20 protein-coding genes and 1 pseudogene are annotated in these 26,764 nt (G+C 39.7%); 18 read left to right on the top strand and 3 right to left on the bottom strand.

The annotated features are described in order from the left end of the window. Window positions 1-93: 93 nt before the first annotated feature. The 3 genes from QE450_RS10140 to QE450_RS10130 form a co-directional block, all read right to left on the bottom strand. Window positions 94-654: a PadR family transcriptional regulator gene (locus QE450_RS10140; RefSeq protein ID WP_273612685.1), complete on the bottom strand. Its 561-nt coding sequence runs from the start codon at window positions 652-654 to the stop codon at window positions 94-96. A 278-nt stretch (window positions 655-932) separates the two neighbouring features. Continuing rightward, on the bottom strand, window positions 933-1,517 hold the full coding sequence (locus QE450_RS10135; RefSeq protein WP_069326019.1) for a beta-class carbonic anhydrase: 585 nt from the start codon (window positions 1,515-1,517) through the stop codon (window positions 933-935). Window positions 1,518-1,558: 41 nt separating this feature from the next. Next, window positions 1,559-1,897, bottom strand: a complete 339-nt coding sequence (locus QE450_RS10130) for an iron-sulfur cluster biosynthesis family protein (protein WP_273612684.1) — start codon at window positions 1,895-1,897, stop codon at window positions 1,559-1,561. A gap of 244 nt (window positions 1,898-2,141) precedes the next feature. On the opposite strand from QE450_RS10130, the gene QE450_RS10125 reads away from it, so the two are divergent. The 18 genes and pseudogenes from QE450_RS10125 (at window position 2,142) to glnA (ending at window position 26,619) form a co-directional block, all read left to right on the top strand. Continuing rightward, window positions 2,142-3,674, top strand: a complete 1,533-nt coding sequence (locus tag QE450_RS10125) for a carboxypeptidase M32 (protein WP_307299035.1) — start codon at window positions 2,142-2,144, stop codon at window positions 3,672-3,674. A 197-nt stretch (window positions 3,675-3,871) separates the two neighbouring features. Next, a complete protein-coding gene (locus tag QE450_RS10120; RefSeq protein WP_274172549.1) occupies window positions 3,872-4,846 on the top strand; it encodes an aromatic acid exporter family protein in 975 nt (324 codons plus the stop codon). A 192-nt stretch (window positions 4,847-5,038) separates the two neighbouring features. Then, window positions 5,039-6,080: pseudogene (locus QE450_RS10115) on the top strand (ABC transporter ATP-binding protein). After that, entirely contained in the window at window positions 6,058-6,984 is a 927-nt protein-coding gene (locus QE450_RS10110; protein ID WP_274172551.1) for an ABC transporter ATP-binding protein, read from the top strand. The pseudogene QE450_RS10115 and the gene QE450_RS10110 overlap by 23 nt, the downstream one beginning before the upstream one ends. 15 nt (window positions 6,985-6,999) lie before the next feature. Further along, window positions 7,000-7,968, top strand: coding sequence for an oligopeptide ABC transporter permease (gene opp4B, locus QE450_RS10105; protein WP_273612679.1), 969 nt, complete (start codon window positions 7,000-7,002; stop codon window positions 7,966-7,968). Window positions 7,969-8,028: 60 nt separating this feature from the next. After that, window positions 8,029-8,934 (top strand): ABC transporter permease, encoded by a 906-nt coding sequence (locus QE450_RS10100; protein WP_273612678.1) that lies wholly within the window; start codon window positions 8,029-8,031, stop codon window positions 8,932-8,934. Between the two features lie 38 nt (window positions 8,935-8,972). Beyond that, the gene (gene opp4A, locus QE450_RS10095; protein ID WP_273612677.1) at window positions 8,973-10,769 is read left to right on the top strand and encodes an oligopeptide ABC transporter substrate-binding protein; all 1,797 of its coding nucleotides are present in this window, start codon (window positions 8,973-8,975) and stop codon (window positions 10,767-10,769) included. 238 nt (window positions 10,770-11,007) lie between these two features. Next, a complete protein-coding gene (gene mutS / locus QE450_RS10090; RefSeq protein ID WP_307299029.1) occupies window positions 11,008-13,869 on the top strand; it encodes a DNA mismatch repair protein MutS in 2,862 nt (953 codons plus the stop codon). Window positions 13,870-13,949: 80 nt separating this feature from the next. Continuing rightward, window positions 13,950-16,112 carry a DNA mismatch repair endonuclease MutL gene (mutL, locus tag QE450_RS10085; RefSeq protein ID WP_307299026.1) on the top strand — a complete coding sequence of 721 codons (2,163 nt, stop codon included), beginning with the start codon at window positions 13,950-13,952 and terminating at the stop codon, window positions 16,110-16,112. 137 nt (window positions 16,113-16,249) lie between these two features. Further along, window positions 16,250-17,023 carry a class I SAM-dependent methyltransferase gene (locus QE450_RS10080; protein WP_307299023.1) on the top strand — a complete coding sequence of 258 codons (774 nt, stop codon included), beginning with the start codon at window positions 16,250-16,252 and terminating at the stop codon, window positions 17,021-17,023. Further along, complete coding sequence (gene miaA, locus QE450_RS10075) at window positions 17,020-17,997, top strand: tRNA (adenosine(37)-N6)-dimethylallyltransferase MiaA (protein ID WP_273612673.1); 978 nt, start codon at window positions 17,020-17,022, stop codon at window positions 17,995-17,997. Before QE450_RS10080 ends, miaA begins: the two co-directional genes overlap by 4 nt. 84 nt (window positions 17,998-18,081) lie before the next feature. Beyond that, entirely contained in the window at window positions 18,082-18,321 is a 240-nt protein-coding gene (gene hfq / locus QE450_RS10070; protein WP_204823750.1) for an RNA chaperone Hfq, read from the top strand. Window positions 18,322-18,505: 184 nt separating this feature from the next. After that, a complete protein-coding gene (locus tag QE450_RS10065; protein ID WP_307299019.1) occupies window positions 18,506-21,130 on the top strand; it encodes a PBP1A family penicillin-binding protein in 2,625 nt (874 codons plus the stop codon). Window positions 21,131-21,235: 105 nt separating this feature from the next. Next, a complete protein-coding gene (locus tag QE450_RS10060; protein WP_204823752.1) occupies window positions 21,236-21,784 on the top strand; it encodes a ribonuclease FAU-1 family protein in 549 nt (182 codons plus the stop codon). 99 nt (window positions 21,785-21,883) lie between these two features. Next, on the top strand, window positions 21,884-23,170 hold the full coding sequence (hflX, locus tag QE450_RS10055) for a GTPase HflX (RefSeq protein ID WP_307299014.1): 1,287 nt from the start codon (window positions 21,884-21,886) through the stop codon (window positions 23,168-23,170). A 211-nt stretch (window positions 23,171-23,381) separates the two neighbouring features. Further along, window positions 23,382-24,635, top strand: coding sequence for a methionine gamma-lyase family protein (locus QE450_RS10050; protein WP_307299012.1), 1,254 nt, complete (start codon window positions 23,382-23,384; stop codon window positions 24,633-24,635). Between the two features lie 208 nt (window positions 24,636-24,843). Further along, window positions 24,844-25,257, top strand: a complete 414-nt coding sequence (locus QE450_RS10045) for a MerR family transcriptional regulator (protein ID WP_017812459.1) — start codon at window positions 24,844-24,846, stop codon at window positions 25,255-25,257. 24 nt (window positions 25,258-25,281) lie between these two features. Then, window positions 25,282-26,619, top strand: a complete 1,338-nt coding sequence (gene glnA / locus QE450_RS10040) for a type I glutamate--ammonia ligase (RefSeq protein WP_273612669.1) — start codon at window positions 25,282-25,284, stop codon at window positions 26,617-26,619. Window positions 26,620-26,764: the final 145 nt, after the last annotated feature.

Genomic DNA, 26,764 nt, shown 5'->3' with positions numbered 1-26,764 from the left:
GTATAGTTAATATACGCATGACATCTGCTTCGGTTTCAAAATGTTTTAATATTGATTCTCTTGATTTTGAACCATTAGCCTCGTATCAACTGTTCATTGGTGTTGAGGTTGTGAGGAACTTTCAGTTGTAGAATTTTTGAGCATGTCGATAACCCATGTCGTCCATTCCAAATTTGCTTTAGCTGTTGATAAAGCTTTTTGACGCAAAATGTACAATCCAAAATCACGTGTACCAAATTGACGAACTTCTTCAGGCATTTTGTGAAGCGCTTGCTCAAAGTAATGAATACGTTCTTGGTAATAAATTGATCTTGTACCAAACAATGAGATAGCGTTTTCGCGATCAGTTGTCCATAAGCAAAAAGCTTTGAGAACTAATTCATCACGACTGACTGGTTCGCCTGCAGGAAGTTGCATCCATTCTTTCAGACGTTGTTCTCCTAGTGGAGTAATTGCGTAAATCTTTTTATCCGGTTTATCAGTTTGTTGAATCCATTCTGCGGATAACAAATGTTGCTCTTCCATACGTGACAACAGTGGATAAATTTGACTATGTTTTGCTTGCCAAAACGGTTGAATCTTGAGCATCAGGTCGTAACCTGACGAATTATTGCGTGCAAGCAAAGCGAGTAAACCATAAGATAGCGTGTTCATAGGGCATTCTCTCCTATCTTTTAAAACAGCCATTTGGCCGATTTAAGATAAAGTGTACACTACAACTGTATGCTTTCGCAAGGAAGCCAGAAGCGATTTGATATAAAGTTATTGAAATATAAAAAAGATAGACAAAGAATGTTCAAATTTAATAAAAGAGCGATATTTACATCATTTCACAAAAAATAAACAGCAAAAAGACGTGGAGCAATCGCATCCACGTCCACACTTATCTACAGTTGATTATGTCATTCTTTCAAGCTAATATGGTGTACTGATTATGAGTTAGAAGGAACCTCAACTTGATCATAACCATTCACAAGTAACTCCAATTGTCCTGTTGCTGGATCAATAATCATACCGTGTACAGGTACGCTAGCAGGAAGTAGAGGGTGGTTTTTGATAATATCTACACTGCGCATAACGCCTTCTTTTTCATTATCAAAACCTTGAAGCCATCTTTTAAGTTTAATCCCTGAATTTTCAAGCGTAGTTAGCACTTCTGGTGCAATTCCACGTTCATGAATTTTTTCGATCATATGATCCGAATTCAGTGATGCCATACCACATCCATGATGACCAACTACGATCACTTCTTCTGCTTTTAATTCATAAATAGCGACAAGAATACTACGCATTACACTACCAAAAGGCTGTGAAATAATAGCACCTGCGTTTTTTAGAATTTTGGCATCACCGTTACGAATATTCATTGCTTTAGGCAATAATTCGGTTAAACGGGTATCCATACAAGTCAAAATAACCAACTTTTTCTCAGGGAAAGGACTGGAAAGATAAGCTTCGTATTCTTTGCTAGTCACAAATTCCTGATTGTGTTGCATAATCGTTGTGATCGAGTTCATTGAGTATCCTCCTGGTCATCTTACAGATTAATAATATAAAATTAGGCTAGTGCTTTGCGTCCGTCAAGAACGCGTATGCTTCGACTATAATACTGAGAAGCACTACTAAGTCTGAGCGAAGAACCCAAATCATCTGTCGATAAAGTAAGTTCATCATCATCAAAATAAGATTCGCCACTTTGATGCATAGTTAAAGACAATGCGTTACTTTCAACAACAGTATCTCTTTTACCTGGCTCGTCAATTAAACGAAGTGCCGGAATACCGCCTGTACATCCGCAATCTTCATTATCTACGAAAATACGAATGACCGCTTTTTTATCACCAATTTTTCGTGATAAATATTGTTCTGCTTGAGGGGTTACATTTACTTTTACCATCGATATTCACTCCTTAGAAGTTATCTATATTATGACATGAGCAAAAATGGTTAAATGTATTCTTATAGACAATCGGTCAGTGCATATAGCACAATACAATCAAATATGTCTATAATATTTAATTGTGTACCATTGATTATACGACTAGAAGAACGTATCATCAAGAGGTGTATTTTTACAAAAATAACAATATTGCATGCCATAACCAAGTGTTGTGTATGTAAGCAGAGAGGTGAACCTTATTATGGAACAATATGTACAAGAGACATTAACACAATTTCGGCAATTGGTTCGCAAAATTAGCAGTTATGGTGAAGCGCTTGCACTAATGGGATGGGACTTGCGCACAGGAGCTCCACGTAAAGGAGCAGAGCTACGTGCCGATACGATTGGGGTACTAGCGACAGAACACTTCAAACTGTCTGTATCGAAAGAAATGGGCGGTTATATCGAAATGCTGTCACGTCCAGATGTTTTTGAACAGTTAGAAGACAATGACAAGCGTATTGTACAAGATGTACGCAAAGAGTATGAATTGAATGAAAAAATTCCACCTGAAAAAATTCAAAAATACTCCAGCTTAACGACTCATGCACAAACGGTATGGGAAGAAGCCAAACATAATGATGATTTTGAAGGCTTTGAGCCATTACTTAGTGAAATTGTAGCAATGAAACGTGATTTTATCGATTATTGGGGTGTTAAAGACACACGTTATGATACATTGCTCGATATGTATGAGCCTGATTTAACAGTAGCCAAATTAGATGTTGTATTTGATCGTTTAAAATCACGTCTTGTACCTTTACTTGAAAAAATCAAACAATCAGAGCATCAACCAGATAATGATTTCTTGAAGCAACAATATGATATCGGTCAACAAGAAAAGATCGGTCATTTATTGCTAAAAGAAATGGGCTTTGATTTTGATGCAGGACGTTTGGACGAAAGTGTACATCCTTTCGCTACAGGTCTAAACCCAGGGGATGTGCGTATCACCACGCATTATATGCCTGAAGATGTGATGAGTGCGATTTTCAGTTCTCTTCATGAAGGTGGACACGCATTATACGAACAAAACATTTCACATGCTTTAGCAGGAACTCCACTTGCTACAGGAACATCGATGGGGATTCATGAATCTCAATCTCGTTTTTGGGAAAATGTAGTAGGACGTAGCCGTTCATTCTGGGATCGTTATTATAGTGATCTACAAGCTCTATTCCCTGAACAGCTCAAGGAGGTATCGTTAGATATGTTCTATCGTGCTGCCAATCGCGTAGAAAATACATTGATCCGTATTGAAGCAGATGAGTTAACGTATAATTTACACATCATTATTCGTTATGAAATTGAAAAAATGTTATTTAACGAAGATCTAGATGTCAAAGATCTGCCTAAAGTATGGAATAGCAAATATCAAGAATATCTTGGGATTACGCCTCCAAACGATTCATTAGGAGTATTGCAAGATGTGCACTGGTCTGGTGGAGACTTCGGATACTTTGCTTCATACTCTTTAGGAAATATGTATGCTGCGCAAATGACACATACGATGCGTAAAGAATTACCTGATTTTGAACAATGGATAGCTGAAGGAAATCTGTTACCGATCAAAGAATGGTTAACAGATAAGATTTATAAATATGGTAAAAGCCGTACTCCTTCCGAGTTGATTCAGAATATTACCGGTGAAGAGTTGAACCCGGACTATCTTGCTGATTATTTGGAAGAAAAGTATAACGAGATTTACCGTCTACAATCTACGAATTCATAACACAAAAAGCTTTCATCTGTGGTCACTACGAAACAGGTGAAAGCTTTTATTTTGTTAAACAATTGTACGATATAGCACCAAATCGATATTGTCGAATACTTATAAATCAAGTAGGATAAAACCTATACTCCAAAAGAGTAATAAATATTATAAAATACAGATAGAGAAAAAGAAGTGGAGTAAGGAGAGACAGACGCATGGGTTTTCGCGTGATCAAAACAGCTATTGCAGCATTACTAGCAGTGGTTGTAGCTAGTACGCTAGGCGTTCCAAGTGCGATGTCAGCAGCTTTGTTAGCTATACTGGGAGTCGATGTTACACGTAAACGAAGTCTTAAAACAATTGCAGCTCGATTTTTTGCTTCGTTGATTGGAATGATTTGTGCTTTTGTATTGTTTTCGTTATTTGGTTTTCATCACTGGGTATTTGCACTTTATATTTTGGTAGCTTTCCCATTGATTACACGAGCAGGTTTTAGTGCAGGAATCGTGACCAGTTCTGTAGTGGTTGTGCATATTTTTAACGGAGCAACTTTGACAGCTCATACGATGTTAGTAGAGATTGAATTGCTACTGATTGGTCTGGGTGCAGCAGCTATTGTCAATCTGGTCTATATGCCTAATCCTCATCAACGTCTTGATGCGATTCGCAGTGAAGTCAATGAACTGTTATCTCAAATGTGTGAGCAGATTGCCAAAACGCTACGGAGTCCTTCTTTTGCCTGGGATGGTAAAGAAGTGATCGAAGCCTATGCCAAAGTAGAGCAGGGACTAATAGAATCAAAGCGTGAACTGGAAAATCAGATGTTGTATACAGATGAATCATGGACAGTATATTTTTATATGCGAAAACAACATTTAGATTCGATTCAGAATATGATGCAGCTAGTCGCGCAAGTGTATCGTAAAATGCCTCAAGCGGATGCAGCAGCAGAAATGTTTGAACAATTATCTAGAGATGTGAAGACGCCATATTATACAGGCAAGACGGAAAGCCTATTATTAGCACTGGAAGAAGATTTTAAAAATATGGATTTACCAGTAACTCGTGAAGAATTTGAAATGCGTTCCGCTATATTGCAATTATGCAGAGAATTGGGTCAATACCTAAAAATATCCAAACGTGATAAATTGCGTAACCCCTTGCTAGGTATGGATAATAAGGTAAAATAGAATATAAGTTTAATCATAGAAGCTATCTATATCGTCACACGTTATGATAGCTTTTATGCTAAATTCTTTTCACCATTTTGGAAAAAAGTTAAATTTTATTGACCTTTGGAAGATTATAAATATAAAATGATAACAATTAACAAGAAATGTTTACATTGCGTTAAAGTTTGAAGCGAGGAGGCAACCCAAATTTTGAACACAGAATCGGTATTGGAAATCAGAGACCTGACAGTAGCTTTTCGTATCAAAGATGAGTATTATCCTGCTGTCGATCAACTGAACTTAACGATCAACAAAAACGAAGTTTTGGCTATTGTAGGTGAATCGGGTTGTGGTAAAAGTGCCTTGGCACTTTCTCTGACACGACTTCATGATAGCAAAAATACGCACATCGAAGGTGAACTGCTTTTTAAAGGGCAGGATTTGAACAAATTGTCACCTGGACAAATGAACAAAATTCGTGGTTCCGAAATCGGTATGATTTTTCAGGACCCATTAACAGCATTGAATCCTTTGATGACCATCGGCAAACAAATCGAAGAAAATCTCGATTATCATACGTCGTTATCTCGAAAAGAAAAAACAAAGCGTGTTATCGAATTATTGGAAAATGTAAACATTGTTGATCCAACGAGGGTATATGCCCAATATCCACATGAGTTATCTGGTGGGATGAGACAGCGGATTATGATAGCGATCGCGATTGCATGTCGCCCTTCATTGATTATCGCTGACGAACCAACAACAGCTCTAGATGTAACGATTCAATCTCAAATTTTGGATTTATTGAAGCAACTGCAAGCCGAAAACGACGCTGGTATTGTTCTGATCACTCATGATCTTGGCGTTGTTGCTGAAATGGCAGATCGTGTTGTCGTCATGTATGCTGGCGAAATTGTAGAAATTGCTGATGTAAATGAGTTATTCAACAATCCCAAACATCCGTACACTCGCTCATTACTGGCTTCGATGGCCGGGAGCAAATGTAGGGCAGGAGAGCTTACATGTAATTGATGGTCGTGTACCTTCATTACAGAATATTCCTCGTGGTTCCTGTCGCTTCTCAGAACGTATTCCATGGATTCCACAGACTGCTCATGCAGAACACCCTGAGCTGAATGAAGTGACTCCAAAGCATTGGGTACGTTGTACATGCTACCAGAATTTTCATTTTGAAGATGAAGTAGAAGATGGAAAGGAGATTGTGTTGAATGGCATTGCTGGAACTCAATAACTTAAAAGTACATTATCCGATTCGTGGTGGCTTTTTCCAGCGTGTTGTCAGTCATGTCAAAGCAGTAGATGGTCTATCGATTCAGATCGAAGCAGGTAAAACTTACGGGCTTGTCGGTGAATCCGGATGTGGCAAAACAACAACAGGACGCGCAATTATCGGACTTAATAAAATAACAGATGGAAATGTCACATTTGAAGGGCAAGATTTAACCAAAATTGCTCACAAAAATCAACATTCATTACGTCGTGATATTCAAATGATTTTCCAAGATCCGTATTCTTCGCTTAATGGTAGAAAACGCGTATTGGATATTATTGCAGAACCATTGCGTAATTTTGAGAATTTGACCAAAGAAGAAGAGCGTAGACGGGTGCAGGATTTACTTGAAAAAGTAGGACTAAATCCAGAAGCGGCATTTAAATATCCGCATGAATTTTCAGGTGGACAGCGTCAACGGATAGGGATTGCGAGAGCATTAACACTGAATCCGAAGCTGATTATTGCAGATGAACCTGTATCTGCGCTTGATGTATCGGTGCAAGCACAAGTGCTTAACTTTATGAAAGAAATTCAAAAAGAGTTTAACCTCACCTATTTATTTATCAGTCATGACTTAGGGATTGTGCGTCATATGTGTGATGAGATTGGCATTATGTATCGTGGTCGCTTAGTCGAGCAAGGGAATACAGAAGATATTTATGAGAATCCACAGCACATTTATACCAAGCGATTAATATCGGCTATTCCGAATATCGATCCTGCTCAGCGTCAAGCAAGCACACAAGCACGTCAACAGATTCTATCTTCATATCAACAAGATCTGAATAATCTATTAGACCCAGAGGGCAAGCCATTGGCATTGAAGTCGATCAGCTCGTCACATCAAGTCGCATTACCATAGGGGGGAAATTAAATTATGTGGAAATTTACGCTTCGCCGCATTCTGATCATGATTCCCCAATTGTTCGTACTGAGCGTGCTGATCTTCCTCTTAGCGAAAGCAATGCCGGGCGACGCTTTAACGGGTGCTATGCAAGCGAATCCGAATGTCAGTCCACAAGTATTAGCAGAACAACGGGAGAAATTAGGTCTAAATGATCCAGCATGGCAACAATATGGACGTTGGATAGGAAATTTAGTACAAGGGGATCTGGGAAAGTCATATGTACATAAAATAGGCGTTGCTGATTTAATTGGCAGTCGCTTGGCGAATACCTTTTACCTCGGTGTAGCAATTCTAGTATTAACGTATCTGATTTCGATCCCGTTGGGGATTTTGAGTGGACGTTATCAGAATAGTTTGTTAGACAAAACGATTACAGGGTACACGTATCTCAGTTTTGCGACACCGTTATTTATTTTTGCATTGTTAATTCTATTCGTTTTTGGATTCCAATTAGGATGGTTTCCAACAAGTGGTAGTGTAGATGTAGGGATAGAGCCAGGATCTGGTTCCTATTATGCGAATAAGTTTTATCACTTGATTTTACCTGCTATTGCAGGGGCACTAGTGAGTACTACAGCAACGATTCAATACCTTCGTAATGAAGTTATCGATACTAGACTTAAAGATTTTGTCAAAACAGCTCGTTCTAAAGGTGTTCCAGAATCCAAAGTGTATTCAAAACACATTTTGCGTAACTCTTTACTTCCTATTGCCGCATTTCTTGGTTATGACTTAACAGGAGTATTGGCTGGAAACTTATTTATTGAATCTATTTTTGGTTATCCAGGATTAGGGCAGCTATTTTTGCAATCCATTACACAGCGTGATTATTCTGTAGTCACCATATTGGTTATGCTTTCCGGCTTACTTGCTCTTATCGGTACATTGTTGTCGGATATCATTTTGAGTTGGGTTGATCCACGTATTCGGATTGGCTAAGCTAATGCAAAACAATACATCTGGCATGTACTATCAGAATAAGAACGGAGGAAGCCTGTAATGGGAATGAGAGCTCAAACATTTGCGCCTGAAGAAACGATTCAAAAATCGCCTTCAAGTTGGTCAATTTTAGGTAAAGAATTAATCAAAGATAAAATGGCTATGCTTTCATTAATCTTTTTAGCTTTATTTTTGATCGTTATTTATGGTTCTGTATTTTTTATCGACCAAGAAGCTGTAACTAAAGTGGATCTAACTTCTATTAAAGCTCCACCTAGTGCAGATCACTGGTTAGGTACAGACCGCGCTGGTAGTGATATTTTTGGACAGGTCGTTATAGGAGCACGTAATTCAATTACGATTGCTTTTGCAATTACGATTTTTGCTGCTGTTATTGGTCTGAGTATTGGCTTAATTGCAGGTTTCTTTGGCGGAATCGTAGATAATATTATTATGCGTTTTATCGACTTTATTCTTGTACTTCCTTTTTTAATGTTAGTTATCGTATTTGTAACGATTGTACCTAAATATAATATATGGTCATTTATTTTCATTATGACCGCCTTTCTCTGGGTAGGTAAAGCTCGTCTAATTCGAGCCAAAGTCCTTGCTGAACGAGAATTGGATTATGTACAAGCTTCCAAAACATTAGGTACACCCAACTGGAAGATTATCGCTTTTGGTATACTTCCTAACCTGAGTTCAATCGTTATTGTAAATATGACATTGAATCTTGCTGGTAATATCGGGATTGAGACAGGTTTATCTTTTCTAGGATTTGGATTGCCACAGAGTACACCGAGTCTGGGTACGATTGTAAGTAATGCAACAGATCCTGATATTTTGCAGAACTATTGGTGGATGTGGTTACCAGCATCGCTGCTGATTTTGGTACTTATTCTAGCGATTAACTTTGTCGGTCAAGCGCTCAAACGTGCGACAGATGCTAGACAGCGATTAGGATAATAAATTTACAGTACGATCATCAAAAAGGAGGAAGATTTATGTTGGGAAATACAAAGAAGAAAATCGTATCTATTCTGTTCATTGCATTTGTGTTGGTGCTATCTGCTTGTACAAGTGGAAAGTCAACACCAACGGCTCAAGAAACACCAGCAACAAGCGAAAGTGTAAAGGAATCAGGTAAGTTTCCAAAAGCAACAACGAACACTGCTGCTGCTATTGCAGGCGGAACAATGAATTACGGTTTGATTTCGGATACTCCATTTGAAGGTATTTTGAATCCTATTTTCTACAGTGGTAACCCGGATTTTGAAGTTATTCAATTCTTCTATCCTTCTTTATTTGCTACAGATGAGAACTTTGATGTGAAAGACGGTGGAGCTGCTAATATTAGCTTTTCCAACGATAACAAAACTGTAAATGTAAAAATTGACGACAAATTAAACTGGACTGATGGTAACCCTGTTACAGCAGAAGATTATGTTTTTGCTTTTGAAGTCATTGGTAACAAAGATTATGACGGCGTACGTTATGATACAAGCTTTATGAATATTGTAGGTATGGAAGATTACCATGCTGGCAAAGCGAAAACAATCTCAGGTATCAAAGTCATAAACGATAAAGAAGTACAAATCGACTTTAAAGAAGCAGATCCTTCTGTAAAATCGGGTCTTTGGTCTTATCCTTTAGAGAAAAAAGTATTTGGAGATATTCCAGTAGCAGACATGTCTTCTTCTGATCCAGTACGTAAAAATCCTATCGGTTATGGTCCTTACAAAATCAAAGCGATGGTTACAGGTGAATCTGTACAATTTGAAGCGAACAAAGACTATTTCCACGGCGCACCTAAATTAGCTGGTGTAAATCTTAAAGTAGTTAACCCTAATGTAGTCATTGAATCTTTGAAAAAAGGTGATATTGATTTAGCTGCATTCCCTAACAGTCTATATGATGGTAAAAATGTACCAACTAACGTAGAGTTCTTGGGTAGACAAGAAATGTCTTATGATTATATTGGCTTCAAACTAGGTAAATTCGATAAAGCTAAAGGTGAAAGTGTAATGAACCCGGATGCTAAAATGGCGAACAAAGAGTTACGTCAAGCAATGGGTTATGCATTGAATAATGAACAAGTAGGTACACAGTTGTATCACGGTCTGCGTACACCTGCAACTTCATTAATTATTCCTGCATTTGCACAATATCACGATGATAGCATCAAAGGATATAACTATGATCCTGAAAAAGCGAAACAATTGCTGGATCAAGCTGGTTATGTAGATAAAGATGGAGACGGATTGCGTGAAGATCCTAAAGGAAACAAATTAACGATTAACTATGCTGCAATGAGTGGAGATACCATCTCAGAAGCTCGTGCTCAATTCTATCTTCAAAACTGGAAAGATATTGGTCTAAACGTTCAATTACTAGATGGTCGTCTACAAGAGTTCAACTCTTTCTATGATCGTATTGAAAAAGATGATCCAGACATCGATGTATATGGCGCAGCATGGGGAACAGGTACAGATATTAACCCTGCTGGATTGTACGGTAGCAAAGCATCATTCAACTATTCTCGCTTTGTAAGTGAAGAAAATGATAAATTGCTTGCAGAAGGTGTATCTCCTAAAGCATTTGATATGACATATCGTAAAGATATTTACAATCAATGGCAGCAGTTGATGATCGATCAAGCACCAGTTATTCCTACTTTGTATCGTTACGAAGTACAAGCTGTAAACAAACGTGTTAAAAATTATGACATTACGTATGGTGGAAGCTACGATTCACTAGCTGAAATCGAGTTGACTTCAGACAAACCAGAAGTACAACAATAAAATATTCACTACAAGGACAACCAAAGAAGTGCAAACCGGTAACATTAGGTTTGCACTTCTTTTTTGATCCGTAGCACTTTTCAAGCTCTTTCGTTATAATAAAGAGACGAACAGGTATTTGCATTTCGAAAAAAGATTGCATATCGCAATAAGTATGAGTACGATAATATTTCGATAAAAACAAGCATGTTATATCTATGCTTAACGATATTCTGGAATGCTTTTTTGGAGGGGAAACATGACTACGTATACACCGATGATGATGCAATATCTCAAAATAAAAGAACAAGCACAAGATGCATTTTTATTTTTTCGATTGGGGGATTTTTACGAATTATTTTTTGACGATGCGATTCTAGCATCTAAAGAATTAGAGATCACGTTGACAGGCAAAGCTGCTGGTGTGCCCGAGCGGATTCCGATGTGCGGCGTACCTTATCATTCAGCAGAGAACTATATTCATCGCTTGATTGAAAAAGGATACAAAGTCGCTATCTGTGAACAGGTAGAGGATGCAGGCGCAAGCAAAGGAATTGTCAAACGTGAAATTATCCGCGTCGTTACACCGGGTACGATGATGGAAAGCAAAGGGTTAACCGACAAAGCGAACAACTACATGATCTGTTTGACAGAACGTGAAGGGAAAATGGCTTTAGCGGCTTGTGATTTGTCTACAGGTGAACTGCATGTGACATCTGCTTTATCTTCACAACAATGGTTACGTGATGAACTAGGACTGTATGAACCGTCTGAAATCATTGGACAAGTTGATCTGATTGATGAATCTTATCGTCAAGCGCTACAACTAGGACGCAAAGTACTCTATACACCATGGGACAAAGCACGTGAGGAATTAGCACGTCGTCAATTTGGTGAAGCAGCGTGGGCAAGACTGGATGAAGAACGTCAGTTGTGTATTTCTATACTCATTGGCTATTTAAGTGAAACGCAAAAGCGTTCGCTTGGACAATTAACACATATCAGTGCTTATGAGCCTGAACATTATATGATTCTCGATCCATTTACACGTCGTAATCTAGAATTGATAGAGACGGTACGTGAGCGTTCTCGTAAAGGTTCTTTGCTATGGTTGCTTGATCGTACAGAGACTCCGATGGGTGGACGATTGCTTCGTCGCTGGATCGATAAGCCGTTGTTATCTTGTAAATTAGTAGAAGAGCGTTTAGAAGCGGTAGAGAAGCTTCATCAAGGATTGATTTTGCGGGAAGATTTGCGATCTCAATTGAAAGGGATCTATGATCTAGAACGCTTGGTGGGACGGATTGCTTTTGGAACAGCAAATGGACGGGATATGTTAGCTTTACGTGACTCGCTTGCTCAAATTCCAGAATTGCGTCGTCAATGTACAGATTCTTCTTCATCTACATTGCAACAAATTGCGCAGTTAATGGATGAATGTACAGACTTAACGGATGCAATCAGTACAGCGATTGTAGATGATCCGCCGGTATCGGTAAAAGATGGAGGATTGATTCGCGAAGGCTATCATTCTCATCTGGATGAACTACGTGAAGCTAGCGTCAACGGTAAGCGTTGGATTGCTGAACTTGAAGCAGCAGAGCGCTTAGCAACAGGTATCAAGTCGCTCAAAATCGGTTATAACAAAATTTTCGGCTATTATATAGAAGTAACTCGTTCTAACTTAAATGCTTTACCAGAAGGCAGATATGAGCGTAAGCAGACGTTAGCAAATGCAGAGCGTTATGTTACACCTGAACTGAAAGCCAAAGAAGCACTTATTTTGGAAGCTCAAGAAAAAATGGTCGATATTGAATATGAGTTGTTTGCTGATCTGCGAACTCAAGTCGCTAACGAAATTCCACGACTCAAACAGTTAGCAGAAAAAGTAGCAGAGATCGACGTTTATCAGTCTTTTGCCGCGATTAGTGCAGAGCGTGCTTTTGTCAAACCTGTATTGACAGATCGTTATGATCTGATCGTCAAAGAAGGTCGTCATCCTGTAGTAGAGGCAGTAATGAATAATACATCGTTTATATCGAACAGTACAGAAATCACAGAAGATAAAGCTAATATTTTACTGATTACAGGTCCAAATATGGCTGGTAAAAGTACGTATATGCGTCAAGTGGCTTTGGTATCTATTATGGCGCAAATTGGATGTTTTGTACCTGCAAGTCAAGCAGAAATTCCAATGATCGATCGCATTTTTACCCGTATTGGAGCCGCAGATGATCTGATCGGTGGACAAAGTACCTTTATGGTAGAAATGGCAGATATTCAAGTAATGACCGAGCGTGCAACACCTCGAAGTCTTATCATTATTGATGAATTAGGCCGAGGGACATCAACCAGTGAAGGAATGTCTATAGCTCAAGCAGTGATTGAATATGTGCATCATGAGATCGGCTGTAAAGCATTGGTGTCTACCCATTTTCATGAATTAGCACATCTGGAAGAAACGTTAGAACATCTACAAAACTTTTCAATGGCTGTAAAAGAAAGCGGAGATAAAGTTCATTTTCTACGCAAATTAGTTCCGGGTGCAGCTAGTACCAGTTATGGTATTTATTGCGCGCAACTGGCAGGCTTACCAGAAAGTATTATTGATCGCGCGAATGGTATACTTAGCCGGATGGAGCAGGCGAGTAGCACTGTTGTAGCAGATCAATCGGCTGTAGCGGTATCTGCTAAATCAGAAGAGCAACAACATAATGATACACAATCTCAACTGTTATCCAATGAACAAACACAAACATCGTTTTCTGCTGAAAATAACAATCATTCTTCTGTCCAGATTGCTGAAAAAGGTTCTATACTTTCTGTTGATCATAAGCAAGAGTCAGCCAATCAACCATCTGATATAGAAATAAATACGCTGAATAAACAGTCTGTCTCACCAAGCAGACATTCTGCTAATTCAGCTACATCCAAAGCTCAAGATGTTGTACAGTTGTCTATTTTCGGAGATGAAGAAGAAGTTACTCAGACGATAATCAAAGAAGATCCGATAGCCAAACAAATCGTAGAATTGATTCAAAATACAGATATTATGAATATGACTCCTTTACAGGCTATGCAGTTGTTGAACGATCTCAAAGTGAAAGCAACGTATTCATAATAACGGTTGATGGTATAGATCGATACCCTATTTATTTTGCTAAATATTACGAAATGAAATGATGGAAGGAGGAATTATAGATGGGTCAAATTCGTGTGTTAGATGAACATATTGCTAATCAGATTGCTGCAGGGGAAGTTGTAGAACGCCCAGCTTCTGTTGTAAAAGAATTGGTTGAGAACGCCATAGATGCTAAGTCTAGTCGTATTGATGTTCATATTGGCGAAGGTGGACTTGAATATATTCGTGTGCAAGATAATGGGCAAGGGATCGCCGCAGATGATTGTGAGACTGCCTTTTATCGTCATGCCACAAGTAAATTAACCGATGACCGTGATCTATATCAAATTACAAGTCTAGGCTTTCGTGGTGAAGCTTTACCGAGTATTGCCGCTGTATCCAAAGTAGAATTGCTATCCAGTGCTACAGATGATGGTGCAGGAAGACGGTTAGTGATTGAAGGTGGCACACTCAAAGTCAATGAAGATGAAGCGGCGCCGCGTGGTACAGATTTTCGTGTAAATTCATTATTTTATAACACACCGGCACGATTGAAATATATGAAAACAGTGCAAACCGAACTTGGACATATCTCTGATGTTATGTACCGGATGTCGCTGGCTCATCCTGAAATTGCTTTTACGTTTCGGCACAATGGTAATCTGTTGCTTCAGACGCCGGGCACAGGCGATATGCTACAAGTAATTGCGGCAGTCTATGGTACTTCTGCTGCCAAAATGGTATTGCCATTAGAAGGTGAAAATCTGGATTATCAGATTGGTGGTTATATAGGACGACCTGAAATTGCCAAATCTAGTCGCAATGCGATGTCTATTGTAGTGAATGGTCGGTATATTCGCAATTATGCAGTCAATCAAGCGATTTTGCGTGCATATCATACATTATTGCCTATTAATCGGTATCCATTAGCTGTATTACAATTAACGATGCATCCTTCATTAGTAGATGTGAATGTACATCCATCCAAAATGGAAGTGCGTTTTAGTAAAGAAGCCGAATTAATGTTGTTTGTAGAAGAAGCGATTCGTCAGACATTGCGTAAAGAGATTTTGATTCCACATGCAACCAAGCAGACGATTAAGCGTGGCAATAGTGAATCGATTATACAAGAGCAATTTAATTTTACCAAAGCACCTGTGGAATACTTGGAGCCGCAAAAAAATACTCATAATCCAAGCCATAGTTCAAGCGAATTGGGTGATCTGGATGCACCGTATATTCCGCCATTTACAGATGCAGATCTACCACCAGAATCTAAAATTCAGTCTCCTTCTGTTTCAAATGAAGAAGATATAACGTATAAGAAAAAGGAACAACCTATTGCACCACATGTGCAGGAAGACAGAAAAGAGTTACCACCTGTTCAAGCTACATCATCTAATAAAGCCAGTTCGTCTGTTTTAGATCAGCCGTCTTATGCGCCGCCTGCTTATACGGCTCCGATCCAGAAACAGCCTGCTGAGCAAATTCAAGAACACAGTCACACAGGGCAATATCAGAAACAGAATGCAACAGCTTCCAAAAGTACGGCTAGTTCATCTGCAAGACAAGCACCACAACGACCCAATTATAACAATAATAACAATCGTAATTTTAGTGCGGAATTGTTATATGGCACTGCTGAAGAACCAGAAATTCCGCAATTTCCAGATATGACTTTGATCGGTCAGCATCATGGTACGTATCTGGTTGCTCAAAATAACGAAGGATTATTTCTGATTGATCAGCATGCTGCCCATGAACGAATTAATTACGAATTTTATTATGAAAAATTCGGTCGCCCTGAAGAAGTATCGCAAGAATTGTTGTTGCCAATTACGCTTGAATTTACTTTAGCAGAAGCCAATAAGCTGAAAGACCGATTGCATTGGTTTGAGCGGGTAGGGGTGTATTTAGAGCATTTTGGTGGTCAGACATTTCGAGTAACCGCTTATCCATACTGGCTTCCTAAAGGCGAAGAACAACAAGTTATAGAAGAGATGGCAGAATGGGTGCTTAGTGAACGAGCGATTGATCTAGCGAAGTTACGGGAGCAAGCTTCTACATTGTGTTCTTGCAAAGCTTCGATCAAAGCCAATCAAAAGCTAACCGAGGCTGAAGCACAATCGTTACTAGATCGTCTGGCGACTTGTCGTCAGCCATATACATGTCCTCATGGACGTCCAATAGTGGTTTCTTTTTCTTCGTATGATCTGGAAAAAATGTTCAAACGTGTGATGTAATGCAGAGTTATGGTATTATGGCATACAATAACTAGAATGATTTGTATGATGCATATACTCATACTGAACAATCTGGAAGTGCATTCGAAAGTGAATGCAGATTTGTATTTTTAAATGCTGGAATGGAGAAAAACAGAATGATGATTACAACTGGCGATGATGCCGCAACTTATACAATCCAGCGTGCACAAAAGCTGGCGGCTGAATTTGCTGTTCCTTATATTAAGCGTGCAGGGCGCTCTATCCCCAAGCTAGCCTCTACCTATAATGAGACTGATTTTATTGTACTGGTCGAGCAAGAAGTGCGAATTATGCGTCCAGGGGAGCCTATTATGCAGTTTCACCCTAGCATGGCGTACGTCAGAGCCAAGCGCTTGCTCAAAGGGGAAGCAGACCCGATGATCACTCACTCGCTGATAGAGCCTGGAGATCATGTGATCGATTGTACAGCAGGACTAGGATCAGATTCTCTTGTATTTTCACTTTATACAGGTGAGCAGGGAAAAGTAGTAGCGTTAGAAAGTTCGATGCCGCTTGCAGCTTTGCTGACTGAAGGACTTCGAAGTCATGTAACGGCTCTCGAAGCTGTTAATGAAGCGATGCGTAGAATCAAAGTGATTCAGCAAGATCATGTGACGTATTTAAGCAACCAACCCGATAAAAGTGTAGATGTGATTTATTTCGATCCGATGTTTCGTGAAGCGGTACATCAGTCGGCTGCCATCGCACCTTTACGAGGATTTTCCAATCATAATGCGTTAACAGAAGAAGCGGTTAAGCAAGCGATTCGAGTCGCTCGTAAGTCTGTTCTGCTCAAAGAAAAATGGGATAGTCCAGAATATGAACGACTTGGATTTAAGCGAATACAGCGCAAAACATCAAAAATTGAATACGGAGTGATTTATCCATGACCCAAACGGTTAAAAAACCAAGGCTACTGGTCCTAATGGGTCCAACAGCTGTTGGTAAAACTGGAATCAGTATAGAAATTGCCAAAACATTTGGCTGCGAAATTATTTCAGGTGATTCCATGCAGGTCTACCGTGGTATGGATATTGGGACAGCCAAAATCAAACCGGAAGAAATGCAAGGAATTCCTCATCACTTGATCAATATTCATGATCCTCAAGAATCCTTTTCAGTTGCTGAATTTCAACAGCGTTGTCGCAAATTGATTCCAGAGATAACAGCTAGAGGGAATCTTCCTTTTATTGTAGGAGGAACCGGGTTGTATATCGAATCAGTATGTTTCGAATTTGAATTTAGCGAAAATGGAGCTGATGAAGCATTTCGTCAGGAACAGGCGGCGTATGCGGAGGAGCATGGCGCTCAAGCGCTCCATGACCGCCTAGCAGAGATTGATCCACCTTCTGCCAAACGATTGCATCCTAATGACCAAAGACGCGTAATTCGCGCTCTGGAAGTGTATCATATGACAGGAGTCAAACTTTCCGATCAATTATCGGGGCAAAATAAGCAATCTCCTTATGAGTTATGTTTTGTAGGTTTGACAATGGATAGGGAAATGCTATATAAACGTATTGAAGCCCGTATAGACCAGATGCTAGAAGAAGGGCTGGTTGAAGAGGTAAGAAACCTTTTGAATCAAGGGTATACCCCCGGAATGGTCGCAATGCAGGGGCTAGGATACAAAGAGATTGCTGCTCATCTTGCAGGTCATGTATCGCTTCAAGAAGCAGTAGTGCTGCTGAAAAGAGATACACGTCGTTTTGCAAAAAGACAGCTTTCCTGGTTCCGTCATATGAATAATATTCATTGGGTTGATGTTAGCGATGTGGACAGAAGCGACGAACATACCCGTGAAGTTCATAATATCATAGCAGGAACATTCCCTGCGGATATGGAATATACATCAACAACCTAAAAACATTGATTACACTGAGATTACATTCTTACATGAATTGAGCATTTTCAATGCTGAATTAATAATCACTTGGGGGTACGGCTAATGAATAAGTCTATTAATATTCAAGATACGTTTCTAAATCAATTGCGTAAGGAAAATATTCCAGTGACTGTTTATCTGGTCAACGGTTTTCAAATTCGTGGTACGATCAAAGCTTTTGATAACTTTACCATTATGGTGGATAGCGATGGACGTCAGCAAATGATCTACAAACATGCTGTATCTACATTTACACCATCACGTAACGTATCCCTAATGCAGGATAATCAAAGCGACAACTAATATTAAAATGAAACTTTTTATGCTTCAACATCGTCTAACTATAGGACAAAGAATCGGACAACCTGTTCTATAGGTTGTTCTTTTCTTTCTAGCGTTAGGCATCACAGAACGATATCTATGCTTCAAAATCATTTGCTGTATAAATGATGTAAATTGTTTTACTGAAAGGGAGTCAGAACGAAAAATGCCAAGACAGCAGCTATCCCGCAGTGACAAAAGTAAGCCGGAAACAAGAACAAGACCGGGACAGTCCAAGCCAACACCAAAAAAGAAAAAGAAAAAAATAACAGGTAAACGTGTATTTTGGACATTGTTTATTGTCGCTGCTTTGGGCGTATTTTGTGCACTAGCCGGTTACATGTTTATTATGGTAAGTGGAGAAAAAATCTATCAACAAAACATTAATAAATTAGCGATTAACGGCCCTACACAAATCTTTGATCGCAACGGCACATTGATTCAAGAACGCTCTGTAAGGACAGGTGACCCTGTACAATACGATGAAATTCCGAAGTTGCTTGTCGATGCTTTTGTAGCAACAGAAGATCGTCGCTTTTTTGAACATCAGGGTGTAGATATTTGGTCAATCGGTCGTGCAGCTGTTCGTGACGTTGTAGCACGTTCTGCTGTAGAAGGCGGAAGTACGATTACACAGCAGTTAGCGAAAAACGTATTTTTGAATGATGACAAAACGTTTTTCCGTAAAGCAACAGAATTATCGATTGCTTTAGCGATAGAACGCAAAATGACCAAAGAAGAAATTATTACAACGTATTTAAACCGTATTTTCTTCGGTAAAGGTGCTTACGGAATCAAAGAAGCATCAGAAACGTACTTTGGTGTAACAGACTTGAACAAATTAAAAGTATGGCAAATTGCTACACTTGCAGGTCTACCTAAAGCTCCATCACGTTACAATCCACAATCGAATCCTGATCTATCGAAAGAACGTCGTGGTGTTGTACTGCAATTGATGGCAGATCAAGGGTATATTACACAAGCAGAAGCTAAAGAAGCAGCCGCAGTGGATTATAAATACAATTCTTCTGCGAATGATAAAGATAAAAACTATGAAGCATTTATAGAATATGCTATGCAAGAAGCAGAAGATGTAACAGGTTTAACATCGGATGATTTGAACCGTGGTGGATATAAAATTTACACGACCATGGATGCCAAAGCTCAACAGAACTTGGAGACTTCGTTTAAAAATAACGATCTCTTTGAAAAAAGTTCAGATGATGTACCTGTTCAAGGATCAATGGTTATCGTCAATAATGATACCGCAGGTATTGTAGCTTTACTTGGTGGACGTAACTACAACACAGGTAATTTCAGCCGTGTGACCAGCCGTAGACAGCCAGGTTCAGCATTCAAACCTATTATTTCTTATGCACCTGCATTGGAATCAGGTAAATTCAATCCTAATTCATTATTAAGTAATGAAAAACAATGTTTTGGCAATTACTGTCCAACGAACTTGCATGGATATTCATCTACAGTAACGATGGATGAAGCAATTCAAGATTCAATTAATATTCCAGCAGTATGGACACTGAATCAGATTGGTATTGATTCAGGGCTTGCTTTTGCTAAATCGGTAGGATTCTCGTTAACAGATCAAGATCGCAATTTAGCGCTTGCGCTAGGTGGATTAAGCACAGGAACCAATACGTTAGAGATGGCACAAGCGTATCGTACATTTGCAGATGGAGGAACGTATACTCCTGCTTATGCTGTGAAAAGTATTGTCGATAGCGGTGGCGATGAAATTTACAAAAATAAAGCAGATACTTCGCAAGTCATGAGCAAACAAACAGCGAATGAAATGACTCAAATGTTGCAAGATGTTGTTAATGATGGTACAGGTAAACGTGCTCAAATTAACCGTCCTGTAGCAGGTAAAACAGGTACAACTCAGCATGGTATCGAAGGATTCAGAAGTAGTGCGAACCGTGATGCTTGGTTTGTCGGTTATACGAAAGAGTGGACAGCCGCTGTATGGATGGGATATGACAAGCCAGACCGTACCCATTTATTGAATGAAAGTAGTGGAATGGCAGCAGCGATGTTTGCAGCGGTTATGGGACCTTCACTTGAAGGATATCCAGTACAGCAATTTGAAGCTCCTACACCAAGTGCTCCTGTCGAGCAACCGGTGGAAGAAGAACCGGAACCGGAAGTATCTGCTGTAAGCGGTATGGCTGCTTCTTATGATAAAGACAATCAAGTGGTTGCTTTATCTTGGAAAGCTTTAGAAAATGCCAGCTCGTATACTGTTTATCGTAAAGGTAGCGGAGATGGTCAATTTACCGCGATATCTAGCGGATTAAGTGATACTTCTGCTCAAGATAGCAGTGCGGCACCTGGACAAACGTATGAGTATTATGTAACAGCTACGATGAAAGATGGATCACAATCGGATGCGTCAGATACAGTTCAGATTACAGTCGATGAAGCAACAGAGACCCCTGCTGAACCAGAAGAAAATCCAGAAGGTGGTGTAGTGCCGCCAGAAGGTGAACCAACGACTCCACCAACAGGTGAAGAAGTACCGGGTACAGACAATGGTACAGGAACGGATCAAGGCACAGGCACAACACCAACAGATCCGAATACTGATCAAGGTACAGTTCCACCGGATGGAGGAACGACAACACCTGACGGTAGTACAGATAGTGGTCAAAATGGAACAACAACACCAGCCACTCCTGACACCACAACACCGGGCACAACTACAGATCCAGCAGCAGGAACAACCGAGGGTACAACATCACCACCGACGACTGCACCACCGTCTACCCCTTAAATCGGTTATCAGAAAAGCCTCCAGTGATATAATTGGAGGCTTTTTTTGAGTGCGTGGCGCAAATATGCTATTCTGAAGTTACTTTGTTGGGAAAGGGATACTTCCATGAAACGTAAATTTGCGGATCGAGCGAACTGGCGGAGAGTGATTCAACGTAATTACTCTAGACGCTATGTAAACAATAGTTTATTTACAGGGTATGTCACGCTGTACCGTATGAATCGTTTACGTGAACCCTTATATAAAATATATGGAGGACGACGATTCTGTATTGCAGCAGCAGGTTATTCGTGGATGCAATATTATCCAGAACATGCGAACTATGTAGTCACTGCAATGTTTGATGATAAGCGTGAAATTATCGAATGGTATATTGATATTTGCAAAACACAAGGATTAACAGATCAAGGTGTACCCTGGTTTGACGATCTGTATTTAGATATTGTAGTAATGAAAGACGGTCAAGTGTTTTTGCTCGATGAAGATGAATTAGATGATGCGTTACGCAAGCAGATTATTACAGATCAAGATTACGAATTAGCTCAACAGACAGCTCAAAAGTTGCTAGTACAGATCGATGCTCATGCTTTTCCTTTGTTTACCCTATCGATCAAGCACCGGCAAAGTCTGTTTGGAAAAGATAGTAATTCATGATTTGATATCAAAAAATGTGATAAGTATGTTAACATGACCATTATAAAGCTTAATATACCAATAAGAAGTAGGTAAGATTACAAGGAGCGGGATATACAAATGAAAAACGAAACTCATGGTGTAGAAATAGAGATTCAACCTAGAGCTATTTTAGTTAGTCTGGTTACTCAGAATGACAAGCGCGCAGGTGTAAATGCAGATGGATCGATGCAAGAATTAGTAAGCCTTGCCAAAACAGCAGGGGTAGAAGTATTAGAACAGGTGATCCAGAATAAAGAAAAACCTGATTTTAGATGGTTTATCGGTAAAGGGAAAGTAGAAGAAATTCGCATTTTAATGGATTCTTTAGATGCCAATAGTGTTATTTTTGACCAAGAATTATCTGGAGCTCAAGTACGTAACTTAGAAGCTGCTTTAGATGCCAAAATTATTGATCGTACACAGTTGATTCTGGATATCTTTGCTCAACGTGCCAAAACGCGTGAAGGGATTATTCAGGTCGAACTTGCTCAACATAGCTATCTATTACCACGATTATCTGGACAAGGAAGTAACTTATCTCGTCTAGGTGGGGGTATTGGTACAAGAGGTCCCGGTGAAAGCAAGCTAGAGACGGATCGCCGTCATATTCGTACGCGGATTACTGACTTGAAGCGCCAGCTTGAAGAAGTGACACGTCACCGTACATTATACAGAGAGCGCCGTAAAAAATCTGGAGCTGTACAAGTTGCTTTGGTCGGTTATACCAATGCAGGGAAATCGACATTGCTAAAACAGTTAACCGATGCAGATGTGTATATTCAGGATCAGTTATTTGCTACGCTAGATCCAACATCGCGTAATTTGGATCTGCCTGGTGGTAAAACAGTCGTACTAACCGATACGGTAGGTTTTATTCAGAATCTACCTCATGATCTAATTGCAGCGTTCCGAGCAACACTTGAAGAAGTAAATGAAGCAGACTTGATTTTACATGTTGTCGATGCTTCTTCAGAGATGAGAGACGAGCATATGAAAGTAGTCGATGATCTTCTGCAAGAATTAGGTTCTGATACGAAGCAACATGTAGTTCTGTATAACAAAACGGATATGTGTACACCGGAACAGTTAGAAATGTTACCAGATGATGAGACACATATGCGGATCAGTGCTTACAAAGAAAGTGATCTGGAGCGCATTTTGAATGTTATTCAAGATCAATTAGCTGGAGGCATCAAAACGTATCGTATTCCAGCAGAACGTGGTGATCTTATTTCACAGCTCTATCAGTTTAGTAGTGTACTGGAACAAGAGTACGAAGAAAACGATGCATTAATCAAAGTCGAAATTAATGCTGTCGACTATGAAAAGTACGGTTATCGCTTACAAGAATATGAAATAAAGTGACAAAATTACGACAATTGTATAATAGACTTCCCTTCATCCTACCGTTACGTGTAAAATATGAAGCGCGAAAGTTTACATTTTAAATGTTTATATTATGGATTTCGGACCTTAACGGTAGTCAATGCTATCGCTAATGAACAATTGGATATAAATTTGTGGAAGCCTGCCAGAGATTATTACGGCGGGCTATCACTATGGGGAGAGACAAGGTATGGCAGTTTTTGATACACAGATTCAACAATGGTCAGAACAAGCACAACAACTTATCGGACAAGCAGTACAAGCAGTCGATCAGATTGTAGATGCCAACCAATGGAAAGTTATAGAAGCTTTTCAAAAATATCGGGTTAGTGATTATCACTTTGCAGGTTCGACTGGCTATGCGTACAATGATAGAGGTAGGGAAGTTTTAGAAAGTGTATATGCTGAAGTATTTGGTAGCGAAGCAGCTCTAGTGAGACCTCATTTTGCTTCTGGAACGCATACGATTGCGACAGCAATGTTCGGCATTTTGCGTCCGGGCGATGAATTACTTTACATTACAGGTAGACCTTATGATACGTTACATAAAGTCATTGGCAAGCCGGGAGATGGAACAGGATCTTTAGCTGATTTTGGTATTACGTATCAAGAAGCAGCTTTGAATGAAGCAGGGCAAGTCAATTGGGCGACCGTCAAATCGCTTGTTCATAGTAAAACCAAAATGATCGGAATCCAGCGTTCGCGTGGATACGATTGGCGTGCTTCTTTTACTATAGAAGATATAGCAGCAATGGTTGTTCAGATTCGTGAGATTTGTCCGCAAGCTGTTATTTTTGTAGATAACTGTTATGGCGAATTTACAGAAACTCGTGAACCTACCGATGTTGGAGTCGACTTGATGGCAGGTTCTTTGATTAAAAATCCGGGTGGAGGCTTAGCGGAAACAGGTGGTTATATCTGTGGTAAGCAAAAGTACGTTGATCTGGCAGCTTACCGTCTAACAGCACCGGGTATCGGTGGCGAAGTAGGAGCAATGTTAGGTACAACCCGCAGTATATATCAAGGGCTATATATGGCTCCTACGATTGTAGGGCAAGCGGTCAAAGGAAGTATTTATGCGGCGGCTATGTTTGAATTGGCTGGCTTCAATAGCAAACCAGCATGGCAGGAGAAACGTACCGATCTCATTCAAGCCGTTTCTTTCAAAGATGAACATCAACTGATTGCTTTTGTACAGGGTATTCAGCGTGCAGCTGCGGTAGACAGCCATGTAGTACCAGAACCGTGGGATATGCCAGGATATGATCATCCAGTCATTATGGCGGCAGGTACATTTATTCAAGGTGGTAGTCTGGAATTATCCGCAGATGCTCCGATTCGTGCACCTTACATTGGATACATGCAAGGTGGACTTACCTTTTCTCATGTGAAGCTGGGTGTACTAATGGCGTTACAGACGATGCATGAGCGCGGCTTGCTATAACGTATTTCAATATCAAGCAAATGTAAATGGTAAAGACTTCTTCAAGAAGTTTGTAAAATATCGCTTATTTAAAGTGCTATTATCATGAGTATGTTAGTGTTTTATAAAATTATTGTAAGTTAAGTTAACATGTTATTGACGCTTTATATCAGGATATGTACAATAGGTAACAGAATAGTGAATAGATTAGTGGAAGGTTGATGAATATATGGGTGATGAAATTCGGAGAAATATGGCGCTGTTCCCTATAGGGATTGTTATGAAATTGACGGATTTGTCTGCAAGACAGATTCGCTATTATGAACAGCATAATTTGATCGTACCTGCACGCACGTCAGGTAATCAGCGTTTATTTTCTTTTAATGATGTAGAACGTTTACTTGAAATTAAAGCTTTGATTGAAAAAGGTGTAAATATCGCTGGTATCAAGCAAGTGATGAATCCGGTATCGAAAGAATCGGAAGAAGCTACTGTGATCACAGCAGATACAGAAGAACGTCGTAGGGAATTGTCAGATTCCCAACTTCATCGTATGCTTAAGCAGCAGCTTGTCACAGGCAAACGCCCGGGACAAGTATCGCTTATCCAAGGGGAATTATCCCGATTCTTTAACAAAAAATAAATAGCGTAAAGAGGAGAGGGTAGCGTGAGTTACAAAAGTTATACAAGAGAAGACATTTCGCGCATAGCGAAAGAGGAAAATGTACGATTTATCCGTCTGCAATTCACCGATTTGATGGGCACAATCAAAAACGTGGAAATTCCAGTAAGTCAATTGGAAAAAGCATTGGATAACAAAATGATGTTTGATGGTTCTTCAATCGAAGGTTATGTACGTATTGAAGAATCAGATATGTATCTGTATCCTGATCTAGACACTTGGGTTATTTTCCCTTGGGTAACAGAGAATCGTGTAGCACGTCTGATTTGTGATGTTTACATGCCAGATGGTACACCATTCGCAGGAGATCCGCGCGGTATTTTGAAGCGCAATCTAAAGGAAGCAGAAGCACTAGGATTTACAGCAATGAATGTAGGACCAGAGCCTGAATTCTTCTTGTTCCGTACTGATGCAAATGGTAACCCTACAGACGAATTGAATGATCAGGGTGGATATTTTGACTTGGCTCCTATGGATCTAGGTGAAAACTGTCGTCGTGAGATCGTAATTACACTTGAAGAAATGGGCTTTGAAGTTGAAGCGTCTCATCATGAAGTGGCTCCAGGGCAACATGAGATCGATTTCAAATATACCAATGCGCTTCAAGCAGCAGATCAAATTCAAACGTTTAAATTAGTAGTTAAAACGATCGCTCGTCAACATGGACTCCATGCTACATTTATGCCTAAGCCTTTATTTGGTATGAATGGATCAGGTATGCACTGTCACCAATCGTTGTTCCAGGGCGATGTGAATGCTTTTTATGAAGAAAGTGATGAGTTGGGTCTAAGCCAAACAGCACGTTATTATATGGCAGGTATTCTGAAGCATGCTCGTTCAATGGCTGCTATCACGAATCCTACTGTGAACTCTTACAAACGTCTTGTACCGGGTTATGAAGCACCTTGCTATGTAGCTTGGTCTGCAAGTAACCGTAGTCCGATGATCCGTATCCCGGCTTCTCGTGGTCTGAGTACACGTATCGAAGTTCGTAATCCAGATCCAACTGCTAACCCGTACCTTGTATTAGCGGTAATGTTAAAAGCAGGCCTTGATGGTATCGAGCGTAAGTTGAACTTGCCAAAACCAGTAGATCGTAATATCTATGTGATGTCTGAAGACGAGCGTATTGACGAAGGTATTCCTAGTCTTCCAGGCGACTTGAAAGAAGCATTGCACGAATTATTGCGTGACGAGATCGTTGTCTCTGCACTTGGCGAACATGCTCTTGCTCATTTCTATGAATTGAAAGAAATTGAGTGGGATATGTATCGGACTCAAGTTCACCAATGGGAACGTGACCAATACTTGACCATGTATTAATACCTCTAAACCCTTGATGCTACTAGCATTGAGGGTTTTATTTTGTGGGAAGCTATATCATTTATGGCGCATATTTTAATCAATGCCCACAAAATATTTATTGATCTAAAGTCTAATAGACTTAATAAAGTAAAAGGACTCCCGC

Origin of the sequence: Paenibacillus sp. SORGH_AS_0306, from assembly GCF_030819345.1 — a bacterium.
In the GTDB taxonomy this organism is placed as follows: Bacteria; Bacillota; Bacilli; order Paenibacillales; family Paenibacillaceae; genus Saccharibacillus; species Saccharibacillus kyungheensis.
This window is presented reverse-complemented; position numbering and strand designations above follow the sequence as displayed.